We start from the raw sequence: 18033 nt of genomic DNA on the forward strand, positions 1-18033 counted from the left end.
CCGGCAGCGCCGCAAATTCAAAAATATTGATCAGCCTTTGACAGCTTCAGTGTCGGCGACGTCCTCGTCCTCGATGACAGCCGTGTGCTGCGCGGCGAGAAAATTGCCGACATGGCTGAGCCCGTCGAAATGATCGCAGAATACCTTGATGACGACCAGCAGCGGCACCGCCATCAGGGCGCCGACGAAGCCCCACAACCATGACCAGAAGGCGATGGCGATGAAAATCGCCACGGCGTTGATCTCGAGGCGCCTGCCGACCACCATCGGTGTGACGAACTGGCCTTCGATGATGTCGCACAAGATCACGAAGGCCGGCGCCAGAAGCGCGTAGAAGATGGTATCGAAGCTGATCAGCGCCATAATCGTGACCAGCACGATGGTGATCAGCGCTCCGACATAGGGCAGGAAGTTGAGCAGGGCGGCAGCGACGCCCCAGACCAGCGGATTTGGCATGCCGAGCGCCCACAGACCAAGAGCGATGACCGTGCCGAGGCCGGCATTGATGATGGTGACGGTGAGCAGATAGTGCGAGATTTCGCGCTCGACGTCATAGACGACGCGCAGCGCCCGCTTCTTTTCGCTTAGGCGGGCGAAGGACTGGATGATCTTTTCATAAAACATCGTGCCGGAGGCGAGCAGGAACAGCGACAGCACGAAGATGATGGTGAGACCTGTTCCCGCCGACAGGATGTTGCTGGCGGCCGCCGACAGGATGCCGGACTGCGCCACCGCCACCTTCTGAATGCCCGACTCCTGCGAGGTCTCGGTCAGCTGCTCGATCTGGTGCGAAATCTGCATGATCTTTTCGAATGGCTGGCGCAATTGCGCCAGCCGTTCGGCGAGCTGCTGGCCGATCGACGAGGTGTTGTTGATGAGGTCGATGATCGGGCCGCTGAGCAGGTAGCCTACAATGGCAAAGGCGCAGATCGAGAGCAGCACCAGGAGGGTCGCCGAAATCACTTCGGGGATGCCGTGCTTGCGCAGGAGCCGGACGATCGGCGTCAGCGTCAGCGCAAGCAGGAATGCCAGCATGACCGGCATGAAGAAGGCGCGGGCGAAATAAAGCGCGTAGATGGCCATGAACAGGAAGATGCCGATCAACAACGAACGCATCAGACGCGTGTCGGCGCGAGCCGCGGCACGCGATTCCGGTTCATCGGAAATCTCCTGACCCCAGGCAGTGGGTTCGGTTTTCATAGTCACCCCTCAAGCCGGCGCCCCTTCGCACGGCAACCGCCTCCAAGAAACGCGGAGTTACGGGCGAGGGTTCCATGAGCCGGCTTCGGGATTGAGGCCGCTCGCACCGGACTCCGGGTCAGGCGACCGGCGCTGCCGGTGCCGGCTCAGCCTTGGCTGTTTCCTTGCGTACGATCGGCGCGACCCTGGTGCCGTAGAGTTCGATCGCCTTCATGATCTTGGCATGCGGCATGGTGCCGATCGCCATCTGCAGCAGGAAGCGGTCGTTTTTGAAGATCTTGTGCTGGGCGACGATCTTCTCGGCCACCTGCTCGGGGCCGCCGACGAACAAAGCGCCGTTCGGGCCGCGCGACTGGTCGAAATGCGCTTGGGATGTCGGACCCCAGCCGCGCTCGCGGCCGATGCGGTTCATCACCTCCGCCTGCGGGCCGTAAAAATCGTCGGCCGCCTGCTCGGTCGTCTCGGCGATGAAGCCGTGCACGTTGATGCTGGTGGCGAGGCCCGCCAGATCACTACCGGCGCGCTTGGCGGCTTCGCGATAGAGATCGAACAGCGGCGCGAAACGCGCCGGCTCGCCGCCAATGATGGCGAGCGCCAGCGGCAGGCCGAGCGCGCCAGCGCGGGCGGCAGACTGCGGCGTGCCGCCAATGGCGATCCAAACCGGCAGCCTGTCCTGGAAGGGCCGGGGATAAACGCCGCGATCGTTGATCGGCGCGCGCAGATTGCCGGACCAGGTGACCTTCACGCTGTCGCGGATGGCAAGCAGCAGATCGAGCTTTTCGGCGAACAGCTCGTCATAGTCCTCGAGGTTGTAACCGAACAGCGGGAAGGATTCGATGAACGAGCCGCGTCCGGCCATGATCTCGGCGCGGCCGCCCGACAGAAGGTCGAGCGTGGCGAACTGCTGGAACACGCGCACCGGGTCATCGGAAGACAGAACGGTGACCGCGCTGGTCAGCTTGATGCGCTTCGAACGCTCGGCCGCCGCGGCCAGGGCCACGACCGGTGCGGAGGCGGCATAATCGGGCCGGTGATGCTCGCCGAGGCCGAAGACGTCGAGGCCGACCTGATCGGCCAGCTCGACCTCCTCGATCAGGTTGCGCAGCCGCTCATGCGGGCCGATTGCGCCGGGGCCCGGCTGCGGGCTGACGTCGGCGAAGGTGTAGAGACCGAGTTCCATCTAATGTCATCCTGGTGTTGGAATTTGCCGCTAGACGTAGCCATCCGCCAACCTCGCTGCCAGAGGGGCGACGGTGAACAGTGCATGTCGTTTTCGACTCTATCTCTTCGTCGCAATTCCCAAGGGAAAGCGCTGCGCGCTTTTCCGGGGAAAACCGCTTCACACTTTTCCTGGAATTGCTCCAAAGGCGTCTCCCGGCTGCAACAGCCGACAATTTCATGGCTGCCATGCCGTTTTGGCGCTTGAACTCTCGGTTTTCGCGCGTATGTAAGCGTCGCGAATTGACTTCAGGGAAGTGGACTTGGCTATCTACAGGGAAAAAGACGTTTTCGAGCGGCGCAATGCCGCAAACGAGGCAAAGAAGGCGCTCCTCGAGCGCTTCAAAGCAAAGCCGGCGGCGGATGATCCCGCAGTGCTGGCGCGGCAGGCTGAACGCAAGGCTATCCTTGCAGCTCGCGAAATCCGCGAGGCTGAAAAGGCCCGGCTTAAGCAGGAGAAGCTGGCACGCGAAGCGGTCGAGAAGGCCGAGCGCGAGGCAGCAGCCGAAGCGGCACGTATCGCCGCCGAGGAAGCTGCACAGGCTGAGGCCAAGATTCGGGAATCCGAAGAGAACGAGCGCATCGCGCGTTTTCTGGCCGACGAAGCCGAACGCAAGGCCAAGCGTGACGCGCGTTATGCGGCACGCAAGCAGCGCACCGGCAGGACGCCGCCGGGCTTCTCCGCCCGCTAGCCTCCAGGCTACGAAGCAATCTGCTTCGAGAATCAGGGTCGCCTCGCAGCGGCCCTGAACGTGTTTGTCCCATGCATGTCGCCCAAAAATGATCCCGGTTTTGTGAGGACGGCATGCATAAAAACAAGAAGCGCTATTGGTCAGGCGGCGAACTTCAATCCCATGATGCCGCAGACAATGAGCGCGATGCAGGCCAGCCTGATCGCGGTGGCCGGCTCGCCAAGCAGCCAGATGCCGAGCAATGCCGTACCGACGGTGCCGATGCCGGTCCACACCGCATAGGCGGTGCCGACCGGCAGCGCCTTCAGCGCCAGGCCGAGCAGAGTTAGGCTGACGACCATCGAGGCAACGGTCAGCACGGTGGGCACGAGCTTCGAGAAGCCATCGGTGTATTTGAGGCCGATTGCCCAGCCGATCTCGAACAGGCCGGCAAAAAAAAGAAGAATCCAAGACATCGACAACGCTCCATCAGAGCATCGGACCGAAAAACGATTTTCGGAGTCCGACGATCAATCAAACAATGGCGGGTCGTCCCGTCCGGATTTTGAGGAAGCGCGAGGTCGTCCCCGCCATGCCAATATAGGAATTTCGGGCGCTCGATCAACAACGACCGGCAACAGCGCTGCCGGTCAATCCCATTTCGAAGCAAATTGGCCGGACTTACTTGTCCTTGAGCTTCATCGCCTTCACCGGCGGCGCCTTCAGGGCCGGAGCCGGGGCGGGCTTCTTGGCGTCCTTCTTCGGCTTGCGGGCTTCCTTGCCTGCCTTCATCGCACCTTTAGCCATGATTCGTTCCTCCTGATGTGGGAAGCGAAGTGAAACAAGAGAACCGCCGGACTGCAAGGGGTTAGCGACTGCTGCCGCCGTCAACGGCTCGCTTTCAACCGGTTTCTAATTTGCTCGTAAACCATGGCCGTCCATGCCATGGTTGTCTTCGCACTGCAGCATCGGCCCGAGCTTCGCCGGGTGATCGTCAGGCAGGCCGTCAGGACGACAATGCGAATTCACATCGGCTGCGAGATGAGCTTCGACTTTCCGCAGGAAACGCCGCTCATCGCGATGCTGAATGTCCACTACTCGCGTGCCTCCGATCTCGAGCGGCCGGACTTCCTGATCTCTAACCCGCCGGTGCCGATCGAAAGCTATCGCGACAGTTTCGGCAACTGGTGCAACCGGTTCGTCGCGCCGCCCGGGCGTTTCACCTTCGGCACCGACGCGGTAATCCGCGATCCCGGCACTTTCGAGATGGGCGACCTGATGGCCTGGCAGCACGAGGTGCGCGACCTGCCGGCGGACACGCTGCTGTTCCTGCTGCCCAGCCGGTTTTGCGAGAGCGACCTTCTGGCTGATGAGGCGTGGCGGCTGTTCGGCAACACGCCGCTTGGCATTCCACGCGTACAGGCGGTCTGCGATTTCGTCCACAACCACATCGTCTTCAACTACGGCAATGCGCGGCCGACACGCACCGCCGCGGAAGCCTATCGCGAACAGAGCGGCGTGTGCCGAGATTACGCGCATCTCGCGGTCACCTTCTGCCGGGCGCTCAACATCCCGACGCGCTATTGCACCGGCTACATCAGCGACATCGGCATGCCGAAACCATGGGCGAGCATGGATTTCTGCGCCTGGATGGAGGTCTATCTCGGCGGCCGCTGGCATGTCTTCGACCCGCGCAACAATGCACCGCGCATCGGCCGCATCCTGATCGCCTCCGGCCGCGACGCCGCCGACGTGCCGCTGACCCATATATTCGGGCCGGGAACGCTTGCCGGCTTCAAGGTGTGGACCAGCGAGATCATCGAGTAGTCACCGTCTTCCATAGACCGATCTCTTATGGCCGCTGCCTTGGACGACCCGACATTCGCGCGGTGATGCCTGTGGAGCTTTAGCGGCCTGGCCGCTAGACTGCGCCTTGAACGGGGACAAATGCCATGGCCGGGCACGGCGGCTCAAAAAAGGTGATCTACGCGGCGCTCGCCGGCAATCTCGCCATCGCGCTGACCAAGTTCGCCGCCGCCGCCTTTACCGGCAGTTCGGCGATGCTGTCGGAGGGCGTGCATTCGCTGGTCGATACCGGCAATGGCGGCCTGCTGCTCTACGGCATGCACCGTGCCGCCCGCCCGGCCGACCGGACGCATCCCCTCGGTCACGGCCGCGAACTCTACTTCTGGAGCTTCATCGTCGCGCTCCTCGTCTTCGCGCTGGGCGCCGGCGTGTCGTTCTACGAAGGCGTGATCCATATGATGGCGCCGGAGCCGGTCGCCAACGGCAAGGTCAACTACATCGTTCTTGGCCTGTCCTTTCTGTTCGAGGGCAGCTCCTGGCTGGTCGCGCTGAGGGAGTTCCGCAAGCAGAAGGGTAAGCAGGGCTGGCTGCGGGCGGTGCAATCGAGCAAGGATCCGAGCGTCTACACCGTGCTGTTCGAGGACAGCGCAGCACTTCTCGGCCTGATCGTCGCCTTTGCCGGCATCCTGGCGGCGGAACTGCTGGAGATGCCGGAGCTCGACGGCGCCGCCTCGATCGGCATCGGGCTGATCCTGGGCGCGACGGCGATCTTCCTGGCGCGCGAAAGCAAGGGCCTGCTGATCGGCGAGCCGGCCTCGCTCGAGGTCCAGATGAAGGTGCTGACGATCGCCCAGCAGGATCCGGCGGTACAGCGGGCGAACGGCGTCCTGACTGTCCATATGGGGCCGACAGAGATCGTCGCCGGGCTCAGCATCGAGTTCGAGGACCATTTGACGGCGCCCGAGATCGAAGCTTGCGTCGAGCGCCTGGAGGCGCAGCTCAAGAAGGAGATGCCGGAGATCACGCGGCTGTTCGTCAAGCCGCAGACATCAGGCACCTGGGAGCAGCGGCGCAGGCTGATCGAGAACGCATCCGATCCGACCCTGGACTAGCGCTGCACCATTGCCTCACGGCCATGCCCCGCTAGATTGACGGGACTTTGGAGGAACGAAGATGAGAATAGACGGCGGCTGTCATTGTGGCGCCATCACCTACGAGGCGGAGGTCGACCCGGAGAACACCGGAATCTGCCACTGCACCGATTGCCAACAACTGACCGGAACGGCTTTTCGCGTGACCGTGGGCGCGCCGGAAGGCCACTACCGGATCACCAAGGGTGCGCCAAAGGTCTATATCAAGACAGGATCGAGCGGCGACAAGCGCGCGCAGGGCTTTTGCGGCGAGTGCGGCTCGCATCTCTACGCGACATCGGTTGGCGACGGGCCGAAGGTTTATGGCATCCGGGTCGGCACGGCGCGGCAACGTGAACAGCTGGTCCCGAGACGGCAAAGCTGGCACCGCTCGGCGCTGCCCTGGTTGCCGGAATTCCCGGGTATGACGACCAAGGAAGAGCAGTAGGGCGGATCCGGCGCTGCTGCTCAGTCGTCGCCTTCGACGACCCTCAGCCTGAGCTGCCCGGTTTTCGAATCGGCAACGCGCGCGCCAGTATCGACTTTCGCGGCGGGAGCCCGTGACGCTGCGTCCGCGGCGGCATCGCCGTCGGGCTGCGCGCCGAACTCCAGCGCTTCGATCTTCTGGCCGCGCTTGGTGACCTTCGACGTCGAAACCAGGATGTCGTCGATGTCCTTGGCCGACTGGCCGAAATGGACCTGCAGCTTGCGCACCCGCTCATCGACACGCGCGACATCCTCCATCAGCCGAATGACCTCGCCCTGGATCAGATGCGCCTGTTCGCGCATGCGGGCATCCTTGAGGATCGCCTGGATGACCTGGATCGACAGCATCAGCAGCGACGGCGAGACGATGACGATGCGGGCACGGTGCGCCTTATGGACGATCGCCTCGAAATTCTCGTGGATCTCGGCGAACACCGATTCCGACGGCACGAACATGAAGGCCGTGTCCTGCGTCTCGCCCTGGATCAGGTATTTTTCCGAGATATCGCGGACATGGATCTCGATGTCGCGGCGGAAGGCCTGCGAGGCGGCCTTCTGCAGGTCGGCGCCGTCGGCGGCGCGGATGGCATTCCAGGCCTCGAGCGGAAACTTGGCGTCGATGGCCAGCGACGGCGCGCCGTTCGGCATCTTCACCAGGCAGTCGGGACGGCTGCCGTTCGACAGCGTCGCCTGGAATTCATAGGCGCCATGCGGCAGGCCGTCGGCAACGATCGCCTCCATGCGCGACTGGCCGAAAGCACCGCGCGTCTGCTTGTTGGAGAGGATCGCCTGCAGCTGCACGACCTGGCCGGCGAGCGATTGGATGTTGCCCTGCGCGACATCGATGATAGCCAGCCGCTCCTGCAACTTGGCCAGGCTCTCATGCGTGGATTTCGTCTGCTCGGTCATGGTCTGGCCGAGCCGGCCGGTCATGGCGTCCAGGCGCTGGCCGATCGATTGCGTCAGCTCCGCCTGCCGTGCGCCGAACACTTCCGCAATGGCGCCCATGCGACCCTGCATTTCGGCCTGGCTTTGCAGAATTCCGGCCATCCGCGCCTCGGCATCGCGGGCATGATCGGCGGCTTCCGCAGCCGCCACGGCGCGCGCCTTCGCCGACCGCCACAGCGCAACGACCAGCGCCACGAACAGGGCCAGAAACAGCAAAGCGCCGAAGGCCAGCGCATGGCCGAGCGTGATGGTTGTGGCGCCAAGCCGGGCGACAGGCTCCGAAAGGATGGTGCTCAAATCATTCATGTGGACAGCATAGACGATTCGCCGCGATAGCACAGATCAAAACGTGAACGAGCCTCATGCCAACCGGTTGACGCTTTTCGCTGGAGGTCTTACGTGGAACGCCATGCCGATCAAGCCGCTCATCATCCTTCCCGACCCCATCCTGCGCCAGGTTTCCCAACCGGTGGAGCGTGTCGACGCGCCCCTGCGCAAATTAGCCGACGACATGCTGGCGACCATGTATGACGCACCGGGCATCGGTCTGGCGGCAATCCAGATCGGCGAGCCGCTGCGCTTGCTGGTGATCGATCTCGCCAAGGAAGACGAGACGCCGGCGCCGCATGTCTTCATCAATCCGGAAATCCTGGAGAGCGCCGATGCGCGCTCCGTCTACGAGGAAGGCTGCCTGTCGATCCCGGATTATTACGCCGAGGTCGAACGCCCGGCCGCCGTACGGGTCAAGTATCTCGACCGCGACGGCAAGCTGCAGGAGATGGAGGCCGAGGGCCTGATGGCCACCTGCCTGCAGCATGAGATCGACCACCTCAATGGCGTCCTGTTCATCGACCACATCTCGAAGCTGAAGCGCGACATGGTGGTGAAGAAATTCAAGAAGCTCGCCAAGGACAAAGCGCCGGGCAAGCTGGTGGGATAGGGCATGCTCTGTCGGAGCACGGCCCCTCCGATCAGCCTCGGCGGTTCAGCTTCACGAACCTTCGATTGAAAATACCGACTTGCTGTGATATCAGTGATATCACGTAGGAGGTGTCTATGGGTGACATGCTGATCCGTGGGATCAATCCGGAATTGAAACGGCGTCTCGAGGAAAGTGCGCGGCTGAACAGGCGCAGCCTTTCGGAGGAAGCGGTCGTCTTGATACAGAAGGGTTTTGCAACACAATTTGCTGGCGCCGAAAAAGTCGGCGATCGCCTCTATTCGCTCGTCGGCGATGATCGTTTCACAAGCGACGAGATTCAGGAAATAGCGAGGTCGCGAAGTGAGGCCGATCGTGGGCCGCCTGATTTCCGTTGACCGAAATGATTATACTGGACACCAACGTCATATCGGACGTGCTATCGCGGCAACGGAGCAAAAACGTTCTCAACTGGTTGAATGGCCAAGAGCCTGCGACCCTTTTCCTCTCCACCATTGTTTTTGCAGAGCTCTATTTCGGAGCCTACCTCGTTCAGGAGGCGATCCGGCGGGATGGTCTTCTCCAAAGCATTTCGAGGATCCGGGGCGAATTTTCGGGTCGGATCCTGGTTTTTGGGGATCTGCCCGCAGAACACTATGGCCGCATTGCCGCGGCAAGACGACTCGCTGGCAGACCTGTCGAAACCAAGGACGCGATGATAGCTGCGATCTGCCAGGTGCACGACGCCACGCTTGCCACCCGCAACGTTCGAGACTTCGACGGACTTGACCTGAAGCTGGTAAACCCGTTTGAAGCCTGAGCTGACTTCCCGGCGCAGGTAGAGAGAAGGTCTCGGAAGAAAAATGCCCCTTCGCGTCATCTTCATGGGCACGCCGGAGTTTTCGGTGCCGACTTTGCGCGCGATCGCCGAGGCTGGCCATGAGATATCAGTCGTCTATACCCAGCCGCCGCGCGCTGCCGGACGGCGCGGGCTGGAGCTGACACCGTCGCCGGTGCAGCGCGAGGCGGAGCGACTGGGCATCGAGGTGCGAGCGCCGGTTTCGCTCAAAGGCGAGGCCGAGCAGACCGCCTTCCGTGCCTTGCAGGCCGACGTCGCCGTGGTCGTCGCCTATGGCTTGCTGCTGCCGAAGGCGGTTTTGGAGGCGACCCGGCTCGGCTGCATCAACGGCCATGCCTCGCTTCTGCCGCGCTGGCGCGGTGCCGCGCCTATCCAGCGCGCCATCATGGCCGGCGACCTGGAAAGCGGCATGATGGTGATGCGCATGGAAGAGGGGCTGGACACCGGCCCGGTCGGGCTGATTGAAAAATGCGCCATCGAACCCGATATGACAGCCGGCGATTTGCATGATCGGTTGATGAGCGTCGGTGCTGCCTTGATGGTGGAAGCGCTGGCGCGGTTGGAAGGGAACACCCTGACATTCACCACACAAGCTGTGGAGGGGGTGACCTACGCCAAGAAAATCGATAAATCCGAGACTCGCGTGGACTGGACTCGCTCAGCAAGTGAGGTCCACAATCATATTCGCGGCCTGTCGCCCTTTCCCGGCGCCTGGTCGGAGATAGGAATTGGCGGCCGCCGGGAGCGGCTGAAACTGCTTCGCTCGACGCTGTCGCAAGGCCTGTCGCTTTGGGAAGAGTTGGGCGAGTCGGGAGGAATTCTCGATGACCGGCTGACGGTCGCCTGCGGGGCAGGCGCGATCAGGCTGGTCGAAGTTCAACGGGCGGGCGGAAAGCCCGCTGCCGCGTCGGAATTCCTGCGCGGGGCCAAGATCGAAAAAGGACTGAAATTCTCATGAGCATGATGTCGATACGCGCGGCAACGCCGCGGGATCGCGAGGCCATCCGCCTCGTCGAGGAACACGCTTTCGGCCAGCAGGCGGAGGCCGGTCTGGTCGACGCGCTGGTGACTGGCGGCAACGCTGTTGCCGAACTGGTGGCGGAAGAGGACGGCCAGGTGGTCGGCCACATCCTGTTTTCGCGGCTGTTCGTCCAGAACGGCGGCAAGACCTTCGCCGCCGTGGCGCTCGCGCCGCTGGCGGTGGAGCCCTCGTTCCATGGCAGCGGCATCGGCGGCGCGCTGATCCGCGAGGCGCATATCCGCCTCAGGGATGCCGGCGAAACGCTGGCCGTGGTGCTCGGCGACCCCACCTATTACGGGCGTTTCGGATATAGCCACACGCGTGCCGAGAACTTCGAGAGCGAATACCAGGGCGAAGCGCTGCAGGCGCTGGCTTGGGGCGACGCGCCTGACGCCGGCAGGCTGGTATACGCCTCCGCCTTCACCGCTCTCGCCGCCTAGAACAGTCCACCGTTTCATGGAAACGGCGAACTGCTCTACCTCTTTGTTTGAACGCAATTCCGAACGGAAAACCGTTTCACACTTTTCCTGGAATTGCCCGAGGCGAGAGCTCTAGTCGCAAATGCCGCGTTTTCGCCTCGACATCGAATATGATGGCAGCCTGTTTGCCGGCTGGCAGCACCAGGCGGATCAGCCTTCGGTGCAACAGGCGATCGAGCGGGCGATTGAAAAATTCTGCGGCGAAGCGATCAGGCTGCGCGCCGCCGGACGCACCGATGCCGGCGTGCATGCGACAGCGCAGGTGGCGCATGTCGATCTCGTCAAGGCGTGGCCGGGCGACAAGGTGCGCGATGCCGTCAACGCCCATCTGCAGGCGGCCGGGGCGCGCATCGCCATCTTGAAAGCGACGGTCGTTTCCGACAGCTTCGACGCCCGCTTCTCGGCCATCGGCCGCCACTATCTCTACCGCATCCTAAACCGCCGTGCCCCGGCCGCGCTCGACAAGGGCAAGGTGTGGTGGGTGCCGAAGCGGCTCGACGCCGGCGCCATGCACGAAGCGGCGAAAGTCCTGCTCGGACGGCATGACTTCACCACCTTCCGCTCGACCCAGTGCCAGGCCAACAGCCCGATCAGGACGCTGGAACGGCTCGATGTGAGCCGACAGGGCGACATAGTCGAGGTCAGGGCTTCGGCGCGCTCGTTCCTGCACAACCAGGTGCGTTCGATGGTCGGCTCACTGAAGCGCGTCGGCGACGGCGGCTGGAGCGCGGCCGACCTGAAAACGGCGCTCGAGGCGCACGACCGCGCCGCCTGCGGCCAGGTGGCGCCGCCCGACGGGCTGTTTCTCACCGGTGTCGATTATCCAGTCGAGACGAGCCCGGACAGGCTCTGAACTCCGACATCGTCCGGCACGGTGATGCCGAGCAGCGTCTGCAGGCCGAACAGCACCAGCAGCGAGGCGATGAACATGCCGACGAAAACGGCGGTGCCGACCGATGCGCCCCTGCCGATCGTGGCGTTGGTCATGCGCCAGGTCAGCACCATCGACAGGGCAAACAGGAACAGCGACACAAGGCTCGCAGCCTGGCTTGCGGACGACAGGAAAAGCCGGATCAGCGCCGAGGGCAGCATCAGCCAGGCGGTGATGGCCGAAGCCCAGTTGCTGGCGACGACGTAGTGGACGAAGCGGCCGCCGATGCCGGCGCGCGGCGCGATCAAAGCGAGCGCAACCAGCGGCAGCACCCAGGAGCCGATGTCGACCGTCGCCAGGCGCACCAGCATGCTGAAGCGCCCCGCGAAGGCGTCGGGATCGCCGATTTCGTTGGCGATGCCGACCCAGCCGACGATCAGCGCCGGTGCTGCAACGACAATGGCGAAGAAGGAATTCCAGAAGCCGTCGGCCGATAGGTCGAGCAGGCGCAGGCCGTCGGCCTTGCCGAGCATCAATCGCCAGGCGCCCGTCAGCGAAGCTTGGGTTTCGTCCGCCGAAAGCATGCCGTTCAGCCCTGTCCGAACCAGTCTTCTATGAAGCGCTGGTAAATTTGCGTCAGCGTTTCGAGATCGGCAATGGCGACGCGCTCGTCGACCATGTGCATTGTCTTGCCGACCAGCCCGAACTCGACCACCGGACAATAGTCCTTGATGAAACGCGCGTCGGACGTTCCACCGGAGGTGGACAGCGTCGGCTCCTTGCCGACCGCCGACTTGATCGAGCCGCGCAGCGTGTCGATCAGCCTGTCGTCACGTGTCAGGAAGACATGGCTCGGCCGGTCGCGCCAGACGAGTTCGTAGTCGACCGGCGTCTTCTTGCCCTGCCGGTACTTCTTGCGCCTAGCCGCCTGGTCGAGCCGGTTGTGGATCTCGGCCTGCAAGGTCTCATCAGTCCAGGTGTCGTTGAAGCGGATGTTGAAGGTCGCGGTCGCTTTGGCCGGGATGACATTGGTGGCCGGGTTGCCGACGTCGATGGAAGTGATCTCCAGATTGGTCGGCTGGAAATCCCTGGTTCCCTTGTCGAAAACCGGATGCAGCAAGGCGTCGACCAGGCTCATCAGCCCGCGCACCGGATTGTCGGCAAGCAAGGGATAGGCGACATGGCCCTGGCGGCCATTGACGGTGACCGCGCCGGACATCGAGCCGCGGCGGCCGATCTTGATCATGTCGCCGAGAGCGTCCGGATTGGTCGGCTCGCCGACGACAGAGGCATCCCATTTCTCGCCCCGCGAAGCCGCCCATTCGAGCAGCTTCACCGTGCCGTTGATCGCGGGGCCTTCCTCGTCGCCGGTGATCAGCAGCGAGACCGACCCTTTCGGACCGCCATTGGCCTCGACATGGCGCGCCACGGCGGCGATGAAACAGGCAATGCCGCCCTTCATGTCGACGGCGCCGCGGCCATACATCTCGCCATTGGCGATCTCGGCGGCGAAAGGCGGATGCGTCCAAGCGGCTTCGTCGCCGACAGGCACCACGTCGGTGTGTCCGGCGAACATCAGATGCGGGCCATTGCCGGAGCGCCTTGCATAGAGGTTTTCGATATCGGGCGTGCCGTCTTCGGAAAACACCGGCCGATCGACCAGGAAGCCGAGCGGTTTGAGCATCGTCTCCAGCGCGGTCAGCGCGCCGCCCTCAGCGGGCGTCACCGAAGCGCAACGGATAAGGGCGGCGAGGTTTTCGGCGGGATCGGTCGGCAGCGTCATGGCAAAAGCGATAGTCGAAAGCGCAGGGCCTGTCACGGCCAGACATAGGGGCCAGCGTCATGGCTGGCGATACCGCCGATATTATGGTTTTCATGTCTTATAGTTGCGACCCGGCGCGGGCGGCAGGATGGCAGACAAGCACAAACGGATCGTCATAGCCGGTGCCGGCAGCATCGGCTGCTATGCCGGCGGCTGCCTGGCGCTGGCCAACCGAGAGGTCATTCTGCTGGCTCGGCCTCGCATCGAGGCAGCGTTGCGGCAGGGTGGATTGCGGGTCAGCGACCTCCAGGGCCCCGATCGCTCGATCAAGCCCGAGGCGCTTGTCGTCACCGCCGATCCGGCCGTCGCCCTGCCGCCGGCGGACGTGATCCTGGTCACGGTCAAGAGCGGCGCCACCCAGGATATGGCGGACCTCATCAAGGCCCATGCCCGCCCCGATGCCGTGGTGATCAGCCTGCAGAACGGTGTCGGCAATGCCGACAGGCTGCGCGCTGAACTTGCCGGACGTACGGTGCTGGCCGGCATGGTGCCGTTCAATGTGGTGCAGTCGCCGGACAGCGAACTGCCGCTGCGCGTTCACCGCGCCAGCGACGGCACGGTAATGGTCGAGGATGGCGACGCCGGCTTGGCCGACCTGCTTGGAGTCGAAGGGTTTGCGGTCGAAACCCGTGGCGACATGAAGGCTGTGCTGTGGGGCAAGCTGCTGATGAATTTGAACAACGCACTGGTGGCGCTTTCCGGCCTGCCGCTGACGGCCGAACTGGCCGATCGGCGCTGGCGGCTGATCCTGGCCAGCCAGATCGACGAGGCGCTCACGGCGATGAAAGCGACCGGCATCGAGCCGGCGCGGATCGCCGGCCTGCGGCCGGCGCTGCTGCCGAAGGTGCTCAGGCTGCCTGACTGGCTGTTCAAGCTTCTGGCGCGGCGCATGCTGGCGATCGACGCGCAGGCGCGCTCGTCGATGTGGGACGATCTTCAGCGCGGCCGGCCGACGGAGATCGACGACTTGCAAGGCGCCATCTTGCAGCTGGCGGGGAAGGTCGGCACGCCCGTGCCGACGGTTCAGCGGATCACCGCCTTGGTGCGCGCGGCGGAAGCGGAGCGGCTTGGCTCGCCGGGCCTGCCGCCGGAGCAGGTTGTTGCACCGGCCGGCCGTCGATCAACGTGATCTTCTGCCAGATTTTCCGCGACAGGTTTGACGCCAGGTTCTCGATGTCGTTGACGCCGTCGATGACCACGTCGTCATTGACCGACTGTGCGAACAATGCGGCGATCTTGCCCGTGATCGACAGCATTTCGGAGCAATAATCGAGGTAACGGGCCAGGTCGGCGGCATTGGTGATGCGGGCGGGCGAATGCGACGTCGGCTTGAAATCGGCCGACAGCGCCGCCGGATCCTTGGTCAGCTGATGCATGTCGATGACGTGGATCAGCGAGCGCAGGCCATGCAGCTGGCGAAAGACCTGCTTGCGCTTGATGCGCTCCTCGGAGCGGATCAAGGCGAGAAATCCGACAATGGCGAGGATGAACATGTTGAGCGAAGCTTCGATGCCTTGCACCGACTGGACGGCATCACCGGGTTTGGAAATGCGGTCGAATGGCAGGACGGTGCCGACGAAGATGAACATCAATGCGCCGGCAACGACAGCGGCGACGATGAGGCCGCGCAGCCACCAGATCGGCGCTTCCAGGGCCTTGGCGCCCTGTGCCAGATCGCGCGACAGCGAGACCAGTTCGGCGGCAACGCCGCGCAGGCCGGCCTTGGGGAAACGCTCCGCAACACGCGTCTCCAGCCGTTCCGCGGTCTCGATGATCAGCTTCGGATCAAGCGTGCGGTAGCGCATGTCCGATCGGCCCTCAGGATTGTTCCGGCTCGTTGGTGCGCCGGCCATAGCGGTTGGGTCCAGGCTGCCCCGGAAACAGGCACAACACAAGGAAGGCGACGATCGACACTACCGGCACGAACAGGATCAGCGCGGCAATGCCCGGCTTGTCCAAATCGTGCAGCCGCTTCACCGCCAGGGCGATGTTCGACCACAGCGAGGCGATGAAGGCGACGAAGAAGATGAACGACCACATGTTGCTCTCGGCCGAACCTTCCGGCACTAGCGTGAAGCGGTAGAGCGGGAAGGCCTGGATGATGGCGACGAGCAACCCGCCAAGAAAATAGGCCGCGCGACTGACGCGGCCCGAGGTTTTGAAGAAAAGCCAGGTGAGATCTGATCTGTCAGGCAAGCGGGTCCGGTCCATATTGATTGGCGCCCCTGGCGCCTTCGAGAATGCCGCATTCCACCAGAAACCAGATCGGGCCGATGAGCGGCACCAGCATGATCAGGCTCCACCAGCCCGACTTGCCGCGATCATGCCAGCGCTTGGCGTAGACTGCGAGTGCGAAATAGATCGAGGCCAGAGCGATGAGAATGCCGATGATGCCGATCTGGGCGCCACTGGCGGTGGTGATGCGTGTACCGAGAATCGCATCGAGAATAAAGGCAACGATGCCAATGACGATGAAAACGCCAATCGCGGCCCAGAACTTGCCACGGGTTATGCGACCATCAAAACTTGTGAGCAGATCCTTCCAGTCCATGTCACCCCTCCATGTTGAACCAGCGCGACCGATTGTCGCGCCGGCGGAAGGTGCGCTCGCTTTGCGCAAAGATCAATCGCGCAGCAATTCGTTGATCGAGGTCTTGGAGCGGGTCTTGGCGTCGACACGCTTGACGATGACGGCGCAGTAGAGGCTCGGACCTGGCTCGCCGTTAGGAAAGGACTTGCCCGGCATCGTTCCGGCGACGACGACGGAATTCGGCGGCACTTCGCCATAGAAGATCTCGCCGGTGGCGCGGTCGACGATCTTGGTCGACTGGCCGATGAAGACGCCCATGCCGAGCACCGAGCCTTCGCGCACGATGCAACCTTCGACCACTTCCGAACGCGCGCCGATGAAGCAATTGTCCTCGATGATGGTCGGACCGGCCTGCATCGGCTCCAGCACGCCGCCGATGCCGACGCCGCCGGAAAGATGCACGTTCTTGCCGATCTGGGCACAGGAGCCTACCCCGACCCAGGTGTCGATCATGGTGCCGGTATCGACATAGGCGCCGACATTGACGAAGGACGGCATCAGCACGGCGCCCGGCGCGATATAGGCCGAGCGACGCACGATCGACCCCGGCACGGCACGAAAGCCCGACTTTTCGAAATCGACAGCGCCCCAGCCATCGAACTTCGACGGCACCTTGTCCCACCACATCGCTTCGCCGGGACCACCCTTGATGATCTCCATCGGATTGAGCCGGAAGGACAACAGCACGGCCTTCTTCAGCCACTGGTTGACATGCCACTTGCCGTCGGCCTGCCGCTCGGCGACGCGGACGGCGCCGCGGTCGAGCAGGTCGAGCGCCGACTGGATGGCATCGCGCGTTTCGCCGCGCGTCGCAGTCGAAATCGCGTCGCGTTCCTCGAAGGCCTTCTCGATGGTCTTTTCGAGGCTCGCCAGATCGGGCTTCGACATGAATTCGCTCCATTACCAAGCTGTTAAGGGGCTGCGCCTTAACCTGTTTTGAAAGTCGCGCGGACCCCATGCATGCTTCGCATGCTTGCGTCTTTGCATGTAGCAGGTTCTTGTCACAAAACCGCGGGACACTTTTGCGGAACCTGCTTATGTGAAGCCTTGGTGAGGGTCAATCGCGGCTGCGTCATGGGGCGGCGCAAGTTAAGAATTTGGACGGGTAGAGCATATGACACCTATGGAAAAGGCGGGCTGGACGCCACTGCCGCATTCGGACGAGGATCTGGAGCGGTCGAAGAGTGTGCCGGACACGCCGCAGACGCGTGCCGAAACCTACCGGCTCGCCTGGAACGATCCCGACTTCATGACGCGGCGCGAGTTGCGCGCGGTCCGGCTGCAACTCGAACTCCTGAAACCGGAGATGATCCTGGCCGAACGCGGCATCCGTTCGACGGTGATCCTGTTCGGCGGCGCGCGCCTGCCGGAACCCGGCGGCGAGGCCTGGGCGGCCAAGAACGAGACGCAGAAGAAGAACCTCGAGGAAAACAGCAAATACTACGAGGAAGCGCGCAAATTCGCCCGCCTCTGCTCGCAGCAGTCGGCTACCTCCTATTACCGCGAATATGTCGTGGTGACCGGTGGCGGGCCCGGCGTGATGGAAGCGGGAAACCGCGGCGCCGACGATGTCGGCGCGCCGTCGATCGGCCTCAACATCGTCCTGCCGCACGAGCAGGCGCCGAACATCTATGTGACGCCGGAGCTCTGCTTCAACTTCCATTATTTCGCTATCCGCAAGATGCATTTCGTCATGCGCGCCAAGGCGGTCGCGGTGTTTCCGGGCGGCTTCGGCACGATGGACGAATTCTTCGAGACGCTGACCCTGATCCAGACAGGGCGCATGGAGCGCGTGCCGGTGATCCTGTTCGGCAAATCCTTCTGGAAGCGGGCGATCAATCTCGATTTTCTCGCCGAGCAGGGCACGATCAGCCCCGGCGATCAGGACATCATCGACTTCGTCGACACCGCCGACGAAGCCTGGGGGATCATCAGCCGGTTCTACAAGCTGGGGGAGTAGGGCAGTGGGGAATTGAAGAGCTGGTGAATTGAAGAACTGGGGAACTTGATCCG

The 18033-nt window shown here is 63.2% G+C and carries 23 protein-coding genes; 12 read left to right on the forward strand and 11 right to left on the reverse strand.

Annotated features, from left to right (window positions below; genetic code table 11):
* Positions 1-30: 30 nt before the first annotated feature.
* Entirely contained in the window at positions 31-1200 is a 1170-nt protein-coding gene (locus tag NKI69_RS07835) for an AI-2E family transporter (RefSeq protein ID WP_352720860.1), read from the reverse strand.
* Positions 1201-1318: 118 nt separating this feature from the next.
* Positions 1319-2380 (reverse strand): LLM class flavin-dependent oxidoreductase, encoded by a 1062-nt coding sequence (locus NKI69_RS07840; RefSeq protein ID WP_352440589.1) that lies wholly within the window; start codon positions 2378-2380, stop codon positions 1319-1321.
* 301 nt (positions 2381-2681) lie between these two features.
* Between NKI69_RS07840 and NKI69_RS07845 the strand changes: the two genes are divergently transcribed.
* The gene (locus NKI69_RS07845; protein ID WP_023761392.1) at positions 2682-3110 is read left to right on the forward strand and encodes a DUF6481 family protein; all 429 of its coding nucleotides are present in this window, start codon (positions 2682-2684) and stop codon (positions 3108-3110) included.
* Between the two features lie 140 nt (positions 3111-3250).
* Here the strand turns inward: NKI69_RS07845 and sugE are convergent, their stop codons facing one another.
* Positions 3251-3565: a quaternary ammonium compound efflux SMR transporter SugE gene (sugE, locus tag NKI69_RS07850; protein ID WP_013528463.1), complete on the reverse strand. Its 315-nt coding sequence runs from the start codon at positions 3563-3565 to the stop codon at positions 3251-3253.
* A gap of 205 nt (positions 3566-3770) precedes the next feature.
* Positions 3771-3896, reverse strand: coding sequence for a hypothetical protein (locus NKI69_RS07855; protein ID WP_013528464.1), 126 nt, complete (start codon positions 3894-3896; stop codon positions 3771-3773).
* 210 nt (positions 3897-4106) lie between these two features.
* Between NKI69_RS07855 and NKI69_RS07860 the strand changes: the two genes are divergently transcribed.
* The 3 genes from NKI69_RS07860 (at position 4107) to NKI69_RS07870 (ending at position 6473) form a co-directional block, all read left to right on the forward strand.
* Entirely contained in the window at positions 4107-4916 is an 810-nt protein-coding gene (locus NKI69_RS07860; RefSeq protein WP_023810752.1) for a transglutaminase-like domain-containing protein, read from the forward strand.
* 125 nt (positions 4917-5041) lie between these two features.
* Positions 5042-6007 (forward strand): cation diffusion facilitator family transporter, encoded by a 966-nt coding sequence (locus tag NKI69_RS07865; protein ID WP_128304191.1) that lies wholly within the window; start codon positions 5042-5044, stop codon positions 6005-6007.
* 61 nt (positions 6008-6068) lie between these two features.
* A complete protein-coding gene (locus tag NKI69_RS07870; protein WP_127296482.1) occupies positions 6069-6473 on the forward strand; it encodes a GFA family protein in 405 nt (134 codons plus the stop codon).
* 20 nt (positions 6474-6493) lie between these two features.
* Here the strand turns inward: NKI69_RS07870 and NKI69_RS07875 are convergent, their stop codons facing one another.
* Positions 6494-7765: a DNA recombination protein RmuC gene (locus NKI69_RS07875; RefSeq protein ID WP_128304190.1), complete on the reverse strand. Its 1272-nt coding sequence runs from the start codon at positions 7763-7765 to the stop codon at positions 6494-6496.
* 103 nt (positions 7766-7868) lie between these two features.
* Here NKI69_RS07875 and def point away from each other — a divergent pair, with 103 nt between their 5' ends.
* From def to truA, 6 genes are all read left to right on the forward strand, one after another.
* Positions 7869-8399 (forward strand): peptide deformylase, encoded by a 531-nt coding sequence (gene def, locus NKI69_RS07880; RefSeq protein WP_023810756.1) that lies wholly within the window; start codon positions 7869-7871, stop codon positions 8397-8399.
* A 116-nt stretch (positions 8400-8515) separates the two neighbouring features.
* Entirely contained in the window at positions 8516-8776 is a 261-nt protein-coding gene (locus tag NKI69_RS07885) for a hypothetical protein (protein ID WP_023810757.1), read from the forward strand.
* Positions 8777-8781: 5 nt separating this feature from the next.
* A complete protein-coding gene (locus tag NKI69_RS07890; RefSeq protein ID WP_023810758.1) occupies positions 8782-9198 on the forward strand; it encodes a type II toxin-antitoxin system VapC family toxin in 417 nt (138 codons plus the stop codon).
* 43 nt (positions 9199-9241) lie between these two features.
* Entirely contained in the window at positions 9242-10195 is a 954-nt protein-coding gene (gene fmt, locus NKI69_RS07895) for a methionyl-tRNA formyltransferase (protein ID WP_128304189.1), read from the forward strand.
* On the forward strand, positions 10192-10698 hold the full coding sequence (locus tag NKI69_RS07900) for a GNAT family N-acetyltransferase (RefSeq protein ID WP_023810760.1): 507 nt from the start codon (positions 10192-10194) through the stop codon (positions 10696-10698). Before fmt ends, NKI69_RS07900 begins: the two co-directional genes overlap by 4 nt.
* 121 nt (positions 10699-10819) lie before the next feature.
* Positions 10820-11590 carry a tRNA pseudouridine(38-40) synthase TruA gene (gene truA, locus NKI69_RS07905; protein ID WP_023810761.1) on the forward strand — a complete coding sequence of 257 codons (771 nt, stop codon included), beginning with the start codon at positions 10820-10822 and terminating at the stop codon, positions 11588-11590.
* Here the strand turns inward: truA and NKI69_RS07910 are convergent.
* Both NKI69_RS07910 and dapE read right to left on the reverse strand, forming a co-directional pair.
* Complete coding sequence (locus NKI69_RS07910; RefSeq protein WP_023810762.1) at positions 11557-12192, reverse strand: hypothetical protein; 636 nt, start codon at positions 12190-12192, stop codon at positions 11557-11559. The two genes, truA and NKI69_RS07910, sit on opposite strands and share 34 nt — an antisense overlap.
* Positions 12193-12197: 5 nt before the next feature.
* Positions 12198-13391 carry a succinyl-diaminopimelate desuccinylase gene (dapE, locus tag NKI69_RS07915; RefSeq protein ID WP_023810763.1) on the reverse strand — a complete coding sequence of 398 codons (1194 nt, stop codon included), beginning with the start codon at positions 13389-13391 and terminating at the stop codon, positions 12198-12200.
* 127 nt (positions 13392-13518) lie between these two features.
* Here dapE and NKI69_RS07920 point away from each other — a divergent pair, with 127 nt between their 5' ends.
* A complete protein-coding gene (locus NKI69_RS07920; protein ID WP_023810764.1) occupies positions 13519-14559 on the forward strand; it encodes a 2-dehydropantoate 2-reductase in 1041 nt (346 codons plus the stop codon).
* Here the strand turns inward: NKI69_RS07920 and NKI69_RS07925 are convergent.
* The 4 genes from NKI69_RS07925 to dapD form a co-directional block, all read right to left on the reverse strand.
* Complete coding sequence (locus NKI69_RS07925) at positions 14462-15235, reverse strand: hypothetical protein (RefSeq protein WP_023810765.1); 774 nt, start codon at positions 15233-15235, stop codon at positions 14462-14464. The genes NKI69_RS07920 and NKI69_RS07925 overlap by 98 nt on opposite strands.
* 13 nt (positions 15236-15248) lie before the next feature.
* Positions 15249-15626 carry a DUF805 domain-containing protein gene (locus tag NKI69_RS07930; RefSeq protein WP_023810766.1) on the reverse strand — a complete coding sequence of 126 codons (378 nt, stop codon included), beginning with the start codon at positions 15624-15626 and terminating at the stop codon, positions 15249-15251.
* The gene (locus NKI69_RS07935; protein ID WP_023810767.1) at positions 15619-15981 is read right to left on the reverse strand and encodes a DUF805 domain-containing protein; all 363 of its coding nucleotides are present in this window, start codon (positions 15979-15981) and stop codon (positions 15619-15621) included. Before NKI69_RS07935 ends, NKI69_RS07930 begins: the two co-directional genes overlap by 8 nt.
* A 72-nt stretch (positions 15982-16053) precedes the next feature.
* Complete coding sequence (gene dapD, locus NKI69_RS07940; protein WP_023810768.1) at positions 16054-16908, reverse strand: 2,3,4,5-tetrahydropyridine-2,6-dicarboxylate N-succinyltransferase; 855 nt, start codon at positions 16906-16908, stop codon at positions 16054-16056.
* Positions 16909-17134: 226 nt separating this feature from the next.
* Here dapD and NKI69_RS07945 point away from each other — a divergent pair, with 226 nt between their 5' ends.
* On the forward strand, positions 17135-17980 hold the full coding sequence (locus tag NKI69_RS07945) for an LOG family protein (protein WP_023810769.1): 846 nt from the start codon (positions 17135-17137) through the stop codon (positions 17978-17980).
* Positions 17981-18033: the final 53 nt, after the last annotated feature.

Source organism: Mesorhizobium sp. M0491 (assembly GCF_040321265.1).
Classification (GTDB): Bacteria; Pseudomonadota; Alphaproteobacteria; order Rhizobiales; family Rhizobiaceae; genus Mesorhizobium.